The following is a 12116-nucleotide window of genomic DNA, read 5'->3' as shown; positions in this document are numbered from 1 at the left end:
CAATAAGTGGAATTAAATTGCCGGCGGGTGTCAGGACAAGAACCCGCCATCAACATTCAGCGAAACACCTGTGGTGTAGGTCGATGCATCGCTGGCCAGGTACAGGACAGCGCCGGCCATTTCTTCCGGGTTGGCCACACGGTTGAGGGGTATCTGTTGCAAAACACCCTTTAGGATCGCGTCGTTCTTGACCAGCGCCGAGGCGAATTTGGTGTCAGTCAAACCGGGCAGCAATGCATTGCAGCGAATACCAAAGGGCGCGCATTCCTTGGCAAACACTTTGGTCATATTGATGACAGCCGCTTTGGTCATCGAGTACACGCCCTGAAACGCACCCGGCGAGACGCCATTGATGGAGGCGACGTTGATGATGCTGCCGCCGCCGTGTTCGCGCATCAATTTGCCGGCTTCGACCGACATAAAGAAATAGCCGCGTATGTTCACGTCAACGGTTTTCTGGAAGGCACTCAGGTCGGTGTCCAGCACGTGACAAAACTGCGGGTTGGTTGCTGCGTTGTTGACCAGAATGTCGAGGCGACCGAAGTCTTCACGGATGCGTGCGAAGGCCTGGTGGATCTGCTCCATCTCACCGATGTGGCAGGCCATGGCCATTGCTTTGCCACCGGCGGCAATGATCGCGTCGGCCACGGGCTGGCAACCCTCCAGTTTGCGGCTGGAAACAATAACGTGAGCCCCCTGGCGGGCCAGCAGGTGAGCAATGGCCTCCCCGATACCGCGGCTGGCGCCGGACACAAATGCGATTTTGCCATCAAGGTCGAACAGTGGCGTGCGGGTCATGCGGAATCCTCGTGCGAATGGGCTTAAAGGCTGGACTGGTCGATGACCTTGAGGCTCATGTGTTCCAGCAAGGCGTTCATATGGACGAACTGGGCAAAGCGTTTGTCCTGTGTCTGGCCGTGGTAGAAGCGGTAATAGATTTGTTGCACGATGCCCGCCAGACGGAATAACCCGTAGGTGTAGTAGAAATCGTAGTTGTCGATCTGAATGCCTGAGCGTTCTGCGTAGTAATCGACGAACTTACGGCGCGTCAACATCCCCGGCGCATGGCTGGGTTGACGTCGCATGCGTTGCAGCGCAGGGGGATCGTTGGCTTCGATCCAGTAGGCGAGGGTGTTGCCCAAGTCCATCAGCGGGTCGCCGAGGGTGGTGAGTTCCCAATCCAGCACGCCAATGATCTGCATCGGGTTATGCGGGTCGAGAATGACGTTGTCGAAGCGGTAGTCGTTGTGAACGATGGCAGGCGTCGGGTGATCCGGCGGCAGGTGGGCCTTGAGCCACGCCTTGACGGTTTCCCAGTGCGGCGCATCCGGGGTCAGCGCCTTGTCATAACGGTCGCACCAGCCGCTGATCTGGCGTTGCACGTAGCCTTCAGGCTTGCCCAGGTCAGCCAGGCCGCAAGCGGTGTAATCCACCTTGTGCAGCTCGACCAGGGTGTCGATGAAGCTGCGGCACAGCGTACCGGTCTGGTCGGCCGTGAGGTTGAGTTCTGGGGGCAGCTGCGCGCGCAAGATGATCCCTTTGACCCGTTGCATGACATAGAACTCACTGCCGATCAGCGACGCGTCGGTGCAATGGGCATAGGCTTTGGGGCAATAGGGGAAGGCATCCTTGAGGTGATTGAGAATGCGGAACTCCCGGCCCATATCATGGGCAGACTTGGCCTTGTGACCGAACGGTGGACGCCGCAGCACCAGCTCCATGCCCGGGTATTCGATCAGGTACGTCAGGTTGGACGCGCCACCGGGAAACTGGCTGACGGTGGGCTCGCCGCTCAACCCGGGAATATGGGCCTTGAGAAACGGGTCAATCTGGCTGGCGTTAAGTTCTTCGCCAGAACGGATACGGGTGGACGAGTCGGTGAGCGCCATAGCTATCTCTTCTGCTTATATTTGCGGCCTGACAACATTCGCTAATCTAATGAGCCTGCCGACCGACAACAAGTCGTGAACGGCCTTAATAGACGTGGGTGTTAATGGCCAATCAGCGTGTCTGATAGCGCGCAGCCCCAACCTTGCGGCCAAAAAAAACCGAAGCTGCGTGGGCTTCGGTTTTTTGTCGTGCGCGAAACTTAGCTCGGGAACAGTTCGCTCAGCTTCATTGCCAGCATCATGTCGCCTTCAGCGCGCAGTTTGCCGCCCATGAACGCTTGCATGCCGTCGGTTTCGCCGCTAACGATGCCTTCCAGGGTTTCGCCGTCCATCACCAGGGTGACTTGTGCGTCCGGGTTTTCGCCTTCCTTCAGTTCGCAGGTGCTGTCTTTGACGATCAGCGAGAAGTTCTTGGTGTCATCAATGCGAAAGCCGAATACCAGGTCCAGACCGGCAGCAGCGGCTGGGTTGAATTTGGCTTTCATTGCTTGAACGGCATCAGCTACAGACGTCATGGTTCGATCCTTTTGTGGTGGGTTACGGCGACCCGTAGGTCGCGGTTGCCGGCGCTCAACGATAGGTGATGAGTGACGGCGTCTTCAACAGTTGCAAATGCAGGTGACTGTTGAAGGAAGCCAGTGTGACCTCGCGGCCTTGAAACGTGAGGCGGCTGAGCGAGGTATTCGCAATGTGCCAAGTGAGCTTGAAGGCCTCGTTGGCGGGAATTCGGGTCAGTACGTGGAGCAGGGCGGTGATGGTGCCGCCGGAAGTGAACACGGCAATGTTGTGCTGCCCGGCCTCGGCGTGCTCCAGCAACCGGTTGAGCCCGCCTTGTACGCGCTCGACAAAGGCCAGCCAGCTTTCGAGCTCCGGGGTGTCCCAGGTTCCGCTGAGCCAGCGCGCCACAATCAGATCAAAAATCCGCTGGAACTCGGCCGGGTCTTCGGCCGCATGGGTCATCGCTGCAACGGCATCGGGCTCATCCGGCAACAAACCGGGTAGCAGCGCACTGAGCACGCCGAACGCATCGAACTCATTGAACGCCGGGTCAACTTCCAGTGCGGGGGCGGATAGCCCGGCTGCGCTGAATTGCTGCAGGGCGTGGCGAGCGGTGTCTTGCTGGCGGGATAGGTCGCCGGACAGGCAACGGTCAAAGCGCAGGCCCAGGTCAACCAAGTGCTGACCGACGATTTGTGCCTGGCGCACACCCAGTGGCGACAACACGTCGTAGTTATCAGCGCCGAAAGAGGCTTGGCCATGTCTTATTAGATAGATGCTGCCCACGTCCGCTTTATCCCGGTACGTTGAAAGTCAGGCGAGGTTAGGAGCAAGGCGGGGAGCTGTCAATGAAAAAACATACGCTTGTTTGAATTGCGTCCGGCACGTGTCCACGCGGTGTTTCACGGCTGGCAGCTGCAGGTTGGCGCCGGTATGCTGGTCGTCATTACGCCACCCGGACGTCCAGGGTGGCATCGTTTGAAGGAGTGTCTGTGGAATTTCTTGCCGATTACGCCAGCTTTCTGGCTAAAACCGTGACATTAGTGGTTGCAATTGTGGTCGTGCTGGTCACGTTGGCGGCCTTGCGCAGCAAGGGACGTCGCCGGTTGACGGGTCAATTGCAGGTCACCCGGTTGAACGATTTTTACAAAGGTTTGCGCGAGCGTCTGGAACAGTCACTGTTGACCAAGGATCAGTTGAAAACGTTGCGCAAGGAGAGCAGCAAGGCCGACAAGAAGCTGAAGAAACAGCCCGATGAGAAGCCGCGTGTGTTCGTCCTCGACTTCGATGGCGATATCAAGGCCTCTGCCACTGAAAGCCTGCGCCACGAGATCACCGCGTTGCTGACCCTGGCTACCCCGGCCGATGAGGTGGTGCTGCGGCTGGAAAGTGGCGGCGGCATGGTACACAGCTATGGTCTGGCGTCTTCCCAGTTGGCGCGGATTCGTCAGGCGGGCATTCCGTTGACCGTGTGTATCGATAAAGTGGCCGCCAGTGGTGGCTACATGATGGCTTGCATTGGGGCGAAAATTATCAGCGCACCTTTCGCCATTCTGGGTTCGATCGGTGTGGTCGCACAGTTACCTAACGTCAATCGGCTGCTAAAAAAGCATGACATTGATTACGAAGTACTGACCGCTGGCGAATACAAGCGCACGTTGACTGTCTTTGGCGAAAACACTGAAAAAGGGCGTGAAAAGTTTCAGCAGGATTTGGATATCACCCATCAATTGTTCAAGAACTTCGTCGCGCAGTATCGCCCGCAATTGGCAATCGATGAAGTTGCCACAGGTGAGGTATGGCTGGGGGTTGCAGCCGTTGAAAAGCGCCTGGTCGACGAATTGAAAACCAGCGATGAGTATTTGTCTGAACGTGCCAAAGGCGCGCAGCTCTATCACTTGCATTTTGCCCAACGCAAAAGTCTGCAAGAACGTGTCGGGCTGGCAGCCAGTTCCTCAGTCGAGCGGGTCGTTGATTCGTTATGGTCACGTGTGACGCAAAAACGTTTTTGGTAAGTGTGCATCAAGTCTGCTGCGCGTCTGTGTGCAGCAGACTTCCTGACCCACGTGTTGTATGCACTGGGAAAGGGACTGTCCTCACCTGCAGCAGGTCGTAACTATGTAGTCCATGGATTTTAACGCCCGAGATTAAGCTGGTCTTCTCCTTAGAAGACGGGCTTTATTCATGGCACCCTTAAATGGCTATAACCCTTCCAACGCTGTAAGGCAGGTGACGCACACGGCAAACGTTCTGGCCCAAGCCCCGGTCAATAATAAATATGAAGCCCTTGTTGCTACGTTGTTACCACGTTGGTTTTTGCGCGCTCCGGAATCACTGCGCAATGTGTTGAAAGAGAGCATGTCGCGCCTGCATGAATCGCAGAAAATAACGTCGCAGATAGTGGCCAATGTTCAGCCGATAGAACAATTCTGCGAACCGCTCTTAAAAATGGCATTGGCGGCATATGGCTGGGGAAGGCTTGACGTCAAGAGTAATGCGTTAAAGCAGGTTCACCTGGTTAATAACTTATTGATTTTTATTGCCCGCCAGCACATCAAACTGGTGGATTCGGCCGCCCGTACCTTATTGCCTGAGTCAATGATTCCAGAGTCCCTGGAACTTAATTTGGTCGCCAGTACGTCTCACCTAAATTTATTGCAAGCGGCCATGCAGAACTTTGAACATTCCGAGACGGCCGTTGGCGGCTTTGATGCGGGTTCCTGTGTTTATTCATTGGGACCGGACAAGGCGGAGGTTCCCAACAGCACTTTGACGCCGGAAAAATTTGCCCAGATTTGCCGTGATCTTAACTTGGGACTTCAATATCAACTGCACCTCGACAGGCAATTAACCCCTGTCGAGAATGAGTGGCCGAACAGCGATCCACGGTCCAGAGCGTTTCAAATCAAAGAGGCCTTCACTGAAAATATCCGGTACGAGTTTGCCTGCGCTCTGCACCTTGCTTTCATGAAAGGGTATTTGAGCCCTGACGCCTATCGTTTTATGGACGACCTGCTGGTCGCACAACCCTCTGTCTTCACGACCGGGGCTGCCAGCTGCGCCACGTTCCAGATCCTTGAATTTGAAGTGACGGGGGTGATGGTATTTCTGCCCAAACGTAAAGCTCGAACCCACGTTCAGCCGTGTGTGGTGTATTTGCCACAGGCGCCAGGCCGTTGCTTTTATGAGTTTGAAACCTTTGCTGCGTTCCAGGCCCACTTGCGTGAGTGGTTGAAAAACCCGCGCTTTGCCGACTATTTTGTCCAGCGTGTACCGTTGCGCCATCGGGCCGAGTTTATACGACGTACCCATATCAAACACGCCAGGTGGGACTCGTTACTGTTGAGACGGCCACCGATTATTTATGAGCCGGCGTTATTTACCCTCTCGCAATACAACCCCAAAGCTGAAAACCCATTTGAAGTGGCCTGGTTACAACAGTTGGCGCAAATAAAAGACGACGCCAGCCTGCTAGTGGTTTCAACGGAAGATGAAGACAAACAGACCCGTCTTGAGCGTCAGGCCATGTACCTGAACCTGGGCATGAGCCTCTTGGGTCTGGCGCTGGGGTTTGTGCCCATAGTGGGTCAGGTCCTGTTGGCGGTGAGTGTCATTGAGTTAGGCGAGGAAGTGTATAAGGGCATCCAGGCCTGGGAAAACGATGACAGGATGAGCGCCGTCAATTACCTGTTTGATGTTGCACAGAACGTAGCGTTGCAGGCGGGGACATGGGGCGCGGTCAAGGCGTTGACGCCTGCGGCCCATGTGGAAGCCATGATTCCGGTGAAGGTGGAGCGGGGTGTCAGCAAGTTATGGAAGCCTGATATTACTGGGTATGAATTCAAACATACTTCCCTGCAGGGCATGACACCTGACCAGCGCGGTATTTATAAAAAAGACGGCCAGCTCTTTATTACCCTCGATGATCACGTGTATGGCGTAGGGACAGACACACAGACACGTACGTATTATTTGAAGCACCCGACAGACGCAGGGGCCTACAAGGTCAAGTTGAGCCATAACAACACGGGTATCTGGACCCACGAACTGGATAAACCGCTGCATTGGGAACGTGCACAGTTACTTAAACGCATGGGGCCAGACGCTCAAGCGTTATCCGCGCAGACCCTGGATAAAGTCATGACCCTCTCAGGCCTGTCGGATGCGCAGTTACGGCACGTCGTGTTGGAGCATCTTCCCACCCCCGCGTTATGGGTGGACGGCATCAAGCGTGCCACCCTGATTGAAAAAATAGAAACATTCGTAGCCAGGATGAAGAATGGCAACAGCCGATTTGATGCAGACGCGGACTTGCAGCTGAGGTTGCTGACGCAGTTGCCGGGCTGGCCGGCTGATCGGGTGTTACGTGTTGTGGAGAATAATGGCGTGCTCTTCAGGGAGTATGGAAACGATCTGGTCTCAAGGATACCGAGGCTGCAAGTCACCGAAGCACAAATTGCCCATAGAGATTTGTTGAAAGTAACCCTGGATTGCCTGTCGCAAAATCAGATCACTCAATTGCTAGGCCGGGAGGTCGTCGGAGAGCAAGAGCAGGTTGAGGTGCTGGCTCAAACATTAGGTGCCTATGCGCAGACCACTCAACAATCATTGCTGCTCAGTCTTTACACTGAAACTGAGCAAGTTTCTGCTATTGGCACACTGATAAAAAAACAGTTCCCCAGCTTACCGGCCACCGTGATTGAAGAGTTGGTCGGCCATCTAAGTGCTGAACACCTGGATTTGATCCAGCGCAGTAATCACTTGCCGTTGGTGGTGTTGGAAGAGGCTCGGCATTATGTTCAGTCGGTACGCATCAGTCGGGCCATTGAAGGCTTATTATTTGAGTCGCATGTGACTGAAGATTCTTTGAAGATTGCATCGCACATTACTGCATTGATGCCCGGTTGGCCTCCGGCACTTCGAGTGATCGTGCGTCATAAGATCACCGATCAAGAACTCGCCAGTTTTGGCCGCGGTTCCAGCCCTCATGTGCGCACGCGCGAAATCTTCAAAAACGGCAATGTGTACGAATACTTTGGTTTTGGCAGACCACAATCGTTCACCAATACCTCTTTATTAAAATGCCTTTACCACACGTTATCCGAAACGGAGCGATCGGCATTAAGGCTACCCTCTGATACCTATGAGGCGTTTGTAGCCAACCTGGCGACGATCGCTGTTCAACAGCGTTCCCAAAGTGCAAAGGCCTTGGGAATGCACACCATAAAACCTTGGATAAAGTCACCTTTAAGGCTTGCGGACGGGCGCTTGGGGTATCCGCTGGGTGGTCGCGCCGGTCGGTTATTGCCTGAAAGCAGCCCCCTGATACTCAAGGATCAGTTAATTGAGCTGTACCCCCTGATGACTGACGCGGAAGCCGGGCATTTTTTGGTGCGTTTAAAGATGAACGCTGCACAACTTGCCAGAGCGTTGGTCGGTCTTAAGGCAGAGCTGGATAACCTGCGCACGGAACTGGACGCATGGGTCGCCTCAGACGTCTGGTGCACGCCCGCAGACCGGCCCAGATTCAAGCTGTCCATCCAGGTTAAAAAATCCATGCGCAGGGCGGTGATCCGCGCTTGGCGCCGCCAATCACCCAGTAGCCGGATAGCAGGCTTTCAGGGGTATGAACTGGACCTCGATGCCTGGCCTGTTGATACCTTGCCGGAGTTGAGCGCGGATTTTCCACATATTCATACGCTGAACCTGAGCCATTCGACCACTTCTCGGTTGTCAGAAGCGTTTCTGAAAAAGTTCAAGCAACTAAGGGTTTTGATGCTCAGAAACAATGCGTTCTCTGAATTGCCTCCCACGGTTGGCGAGATGACAGAATTGCGCACATTAAACCTTCAGGGCAACCGGATCCTGTTGACCGCGGCCACGCAAGAAACCTTGAAAAAGCTAACCAAGTTGCAGTCCTTGAACCTGACAGGTAACACCTTAGGCAGGCGACTGTCAGTGGGGCAACTGGCTGAACTTGAACATTTACACATGCGGTACACGGGGATCGAGCAGTGGCCTGAAGGGCTTGAAAGACTGACCCGTTTACAAGTTGTCGATCTACGCGATAACGCGATCAGTCATGTTCCTCCCGAAGTGTTATCGCCTGAGCGCAATGCGATCAATAACGTGACGTTCTTGCACGATAACCCGCTTGATACGGATTCGCTGCGTCGTCTCTATCTATATCGACAGGAGCAGGGCATAAACTTTGGCATTTGGGTCTCGCGCCAGCATGTTACTACCCATGGCGGCATCCTGCATTGGGCCAGCATCCCGTCTGCAGAGCAGACAGCGGTCTGGAATGCGTTGCGCGCTGAAGACAATGCAGAAGATTTTTTTCGGGTGCTTGAAGATTTAAGTGAATCAGCTCAGTTTATCCATAACTATGAGGACTTAAGTGGGCGCGTGTGGACGCTGATCAATGCCATGCACGAAAGCTACGGCTTGCGTGTCCGGCTGTTTGAAATAAGCAGCCACCCCAGAACCTGCGTAGACGGGATTGCCATGGTCTTTGCTGACCTGGAACTGCGATTTCAAATCTACAACGCTGAGAACGGCCTTAACACCGAAGAGCAATTGATGGAATTAACCCGCGGGTTATTTCGCATGGAAACGCTCAATGCTCATGTGGACACAGTGATTGCGCAACGTATTGCTCATATCAGTGCGCAACCCGTGTCTGCCGTGCAGCGTTTACAGCGGCTGATCGATGTGGTGAGCCCGAATTTCGCTGAAAGTCCTTTGAGTGAAATGTCGGCGCAAGAGTGTCAAGGCATTGCCTATCGGTTGGGCACTCCTGAAGCGCTTGAGTTGGCGGAAATACTCAGCCCTCGCTGGCTGCGTAATCACCTTGCGCTCATCGATCAGTTGCAGGTGCAGATGTATTACCAGGTGCACTTGGCGCAAGCCTTGGGGTTGCCATCAAGGCCGCACAGCATGATTTTTGAGAACGTGGCCCGTGTAACCCCAGCAGAGCTCGAAGCAGGCAAGCGCTATGTCATTGACCAGGAAACCCCCGATGCCTTGAAGGCATCGTTGATTGCACGAGACTACTGGCAAAATTTTTTACGTTTTAAATACCCGGACGCCTTCATTCGATCCGATGAGGTTCAAGACGAACGTATGGGCGCACTGTTCGCCGCACGCGAGTCGATGTCAGATCACGACTACGTGGCGCAAGTGGAGGCGGTTGTTACTGAGCGCGAGCACGCCAGACTGGAGTTGGTGACACGCCTGACCGAGGAAGAGATCACGGAGAATCCGCAATTCAAGGTGGTTCTGCAGCCTGCCCCGGAATGAGGGTCTGAGGCTGGCTCCAGGTCATTCACACCCCTGGAGCCAGTACAGAATCAGCGCCGTCGGAAAAGAGGCTGAGGCTCGTCAGCGGACGCTTGATAGGTGACGCTAAAGTCTTTCAGGCCTTGCAGTGCTTCATAGGGGTCTTTATCGGCCCGTATGGCGAATGCATCGAAGCCACAGCGGTGCAGGTAGAAAAGCTGATCACGTAACACATCCCCGATGGCTCGCAATTCACCTGTATAACCATAGCGATCGCGCAGCAAACGAGCATTGGAGTAGCTGCGGCCGTCGGTGAAGGCAGGGAAGTTCAGGGCAATGACCTGAAAGCTGTCCACGTCTTCGCCGATTTCTTCTGCCTCTTCGTCGCTGTCCAGCCACACGCCCAAACCGCCATCACGGGCTTTAAGTGCATGAGCATGCTCGCGCCACAGGGCCAGCGGCACGATCAGATCATCGCAGTTGGGGATGCCATCGAAGCTTGCGTCCTTGGGCAGCAAGTGCCAGGTTTCGTCGATAACTTCGTTATTCTTAATGATTCGCTGCATAGACGCGCTCCTTGAAGGGATCGATGCCAATACGTTGATAGGTGTCGATGAAGCGCTCGTCTTCGGTCCGTTTTTCAACGTAGACGTCGATCAGCTTTTCAATTACATCCGGCATGTCGTCCTGAGCGAACGAAGGGCCGAGGATTTTACCCAGGCTGGCATCACGGCTGGCACTGCCCCCCAGCGACACCTGATAAAACTCGGCGCCTTTTTTATCAACACCCAGGATGCCGATGTGGCCGACGTGGTGGTGACCACAGGCGTTCATGCAACCTGAGATGTTGAGGTCCAGCTCACCGATGTCGAACAGGTAGTCCAGGTCCTCAAAGCGGCGCTGGATGGATTCGGCAATCGGGATGGATTTGGCGTTGGCCAGCGAGCAGAAATCGCCGCCGGGGCAGCAAATCATGTCGGTCAGCAGGCCGATATTCGGTGTGGCAAAACCGTGCTCGCGCAACTCGCCCCACATGGTGAACAACTGGCGCTCTTCGACATCGGCCAGAATGATGTTTTGTTCGTGAGAGGTGCGCAGTTGGCCGAAGCTGTAGCGGTCGGCCATGTCAGCAATGGCGTCCCACTGCTTGTCAGTCACATCACCCGGCGCAACGCCAGTAGGTTTGAGCGACAGCGTGACAGCCACATAACCCGGCTTTTTATGGGCGAGGGTATTGCGGGTACGCCAGCGGGCAAAACCGGGATGCTGCTTGTCGAGTTCAGCCAGTTCGGCGCTGAAATCTGGCAAATCTTTGTAGTCCGGGTCGACGAAATGCTTGGCGATACGGTGAACTTCAGCTTCGGTCAGCGTGGTCGAGCCACCCCGTAGGTGCACCATTTCGGCCTCGACGCGTTGCGCAAAGACTTCAGGGGTGAGGGCTTTGACCAGAATCTTGATGCGTGCCTTGTACTTGTTGTCCCGACGGCCATAGCGGTTGTAGACCCGCAGGATGGACTCAAGGTAGCTCAGCAAGTCTTGCCACGGTAGAAATTCATTAATGAATGCGCCTACCACCGGGGTACGGCCCAAGCCGCCACCAACCAGTACACGGAAGCCCAATTCACCGGCTTCATTGAACACGGGCTCAAGGCCGATATCGTGTACTTCAATGGCGGCGCGGTCAGAAGCTGACCCGTTGATTGCGATCTTGAACTTGCGCGGCAAATAGGCGAATTCCGGGTGGAAAGTCGTCCACTGACGCACGATTTCACACCACGGGCGGGAGTCGATCAACTCGTCGGCGGCAACGCCGGCAAACTGGTCGGTGGTCACGTTACGCAGGCAGTTGCCACTGGTCTGGATGGCGTGCATCTGCACAGTGGCCAGTTCTTCCAGAATATCCGGCACGTCTTCCAGCGCAGGCCAGTTGAACTGCACGTTCTGGCGGGTACTGATGTGGGCATAGCCCTTGTCGTAGTCCCGGGCAATCTTGGCCATCATCCGCGCCTGGCGCGAAGTCAGTTGGCCATAGGGCACTGCAACCCGCAGCATCGGGGCAAAACGCTGAACATACAGGCCATTTTGCAGGCGCAGGGGGCGGAATTCTTCTTCGCTCAGCTCACCTGCCAGGTAGCGTCGGGTCTGATCACGGAACTGCTTGACGCGGTCCTCAATGATCCGCTGATCGTACTCGTCATATACGTACATATAGGTCCTGTTCTCAGGCTGCTAACAGCTTATCTGCGCGCACGGCCGCGCACTCCCCACGGAGCGAGGAACGATACCAGTTTGTAGTTATGCGCAAAAGTGCTGTTTAAGCATATGGAAAGAACCAAAAAGACTATAAGAGGCTGATTCTCAATCACTTACTTGTCTTGTGGGGATTGCTGGACTTAACTGACAGGACGTCTTCAAGCATTCACCCATAAAACTGAAAAAAGGCGATGC

8 protein-coding genes are annotated in these 12116 nt (G+C 54.8%); 2 read left to right on the top strand and 6 right to left on the bottom strand.

Annotated elements, in window-relative coordinates; all coding sequences use genetic code 11:
- Positions 1-30 precede the first annotated feature (30 nt).
- The 4 genes from HBN61_RS10340 to HBN61_RS10325 all read right to left on the bottom strand — a co-directional run bounded on the left by HBN61_RS10340 (position 31) and on the right by HBN61_RS10325 (position 3173).
- Complete coding sequence (locus HBN61_RS10340) at positions 31-798, bottom strand: SDR family oxidoreductase (RefSeq protein ID WP_094992880.1); 768 nt, start codon at positions 796-798, stop codon at positions 31-33.
- Between the two features lie 23 nt (positions 799-821).
- A complete protein-coding gene (locus HBN61_RS10335) occupies positions 822-1889 on the bottom strand; it encodes a phosphotransferase family protein (RefSeq protein ID WP_170046703.1) in 1068 nt (355 codons plus the stop codon).
- A gap of 200 nt (positions 1890-2089) precedes the next feature.
- Positions 2090-2404: an SCP2 sterol-binding domain-containing protein gene (locus HBN61_RS10330; protein ID WP_047274420.1), complete on the bottom strand. Its 315-nt coding sequence runs from the start codon at positions 2402-2404 to the stop codon at positions 2090-2092.
- 55 nt (positions 2405-2459) lie between these two features.
- Complete coding sequence (locus HBN61_RS10325; protein WP_094992878.1) at positions 2460-3173, bottom strand: histidine phosphatase family protein; 714 nt, start codon at positions 3171-3173, stop codon at positions 2460-2462.
- A gap of 206 nt (positions 3174-3379) precedes the next feature.
- On the opposite strand from HBN61_RS10325, the gene sohB reads away from it, so the two are divergent.
- On the top strand, positions 3380-4402 hold the full coding sequence (gene sohB / locus HBN61_RS10320) for a protease SohB (RefSeq protein WP_094992877.1): 1023 nt from the start codon (positions 3380-3382) through the stop codon (positions 4400-4402).
- Between the two features lie 169 nt (positions 4403-4571).
- Positions 4572-9689 carry an NEL-type E3 ubiquitin ligase domain-containing protein gene (locus HBN61_RS10315; RefSeq protein ID WP_170046702.1) on the top strand — a complete coding sequence of 1706 codons (5118 nt, stop codon included), beginning with the start codon at positions 4572-4574 and terminating at the stop codon, positions 9687-9689.
- Positions 9690-9739: 50 nt separating this feature from the next.
- Here HBN61_RS10315 and HBN61_RS10310 read toward each other — a convergent pair whose 3' ends face one another.
- Together HBN61_RS10310 and HBN61_RS10305 are read right to left on the bottom strand one after the other, a co-directional pair.
- Positions 9740-10234 carry a DUF934 domain-containing protein gene (locus HBN61_RS10310; protein WP_094994523.1) on the bottom strand — a complete coding sequence of 165 codons (495 nt, stop codon included), beginning with the start codon at positions 10232-10234 and terminating at the stop codon, positions 9740-9742.
- Positions 10218-11876, bottom strand: a complete 1659-nt coding sequence (locus HBN61_RS10305; RefSeq protein ID WP_094994522.1) for a nitrite/sulfite reductase — start codon at positions 11874-11876, stop codon at positions 10218-10220. The genes HBN61_RS10310 and HBN61_RS10305 overlap by 17 nt, the downstream gene beginning before the upstream one ends.
- Between the last annotated feature and the right edge of the window lie 240 nt (positions 11877-12116).

Origin of the sequence: Pseudomonas sp. WS 5071 (genome assembly GCF_012985765.1) — a bacterium.
Taxonomy (GTDB): Bacteria; Pseudomonadota; Gammaproteobacteria; order Pseudomonadales; family Pseudomonadaceae; genus Aquipseudomonas; species Aquipseudomonas lundensis_A.
This window is presented reverse-complemented; position numbering and strand designations above follow the sequence as displayed.

Bases quoted from the DNA above. Each gene is read 5' to 3' on its own strand.
- HBN61_RS10340 (WP_094992880.1), bottom strand. From the start codon at position 798: ATGACCCGCACGCCACTGTTCGACCTTGATGGCAAAATCGCATTTGTG.
- HBN61_RS10335 (WP_170046703.1), bottom strand. From the start codon at position 1,889: ATGGCGCTCACCGACTCGTCCACCCGTATCCGTTCTGGCGAAGAACTT.
- HBN61_RS10330 (WP_047274420.1), bottom strand. From the start codon at position 2,404: ATGACGTCTGTAGCTGATGCCGTTCAAGCAATGAAAGCCAAATTCAAC.
- HBN61_RS10315 (WP_170046702.1), top strand. From the start codon at position 4,572: ATGGCACCCTTAAATGGCTATAACCCTTCCAACGCTGTAAGGCAGGTG.
- HBN61_RS10310 (WP_094994523.1), bottom strand. From the start codon at position 10,234: ATGCAGCGAATCATTAAGAATAACGAAGTTATCGACGAAACCTGGCAC.
- HBN61_RS10305 (WP_094994522.1), bottom strand. From the start codon at position 11,876: ATGTACGTATATGACGAGTACGATCAGCGGATCATTGAGGACCGCGTC.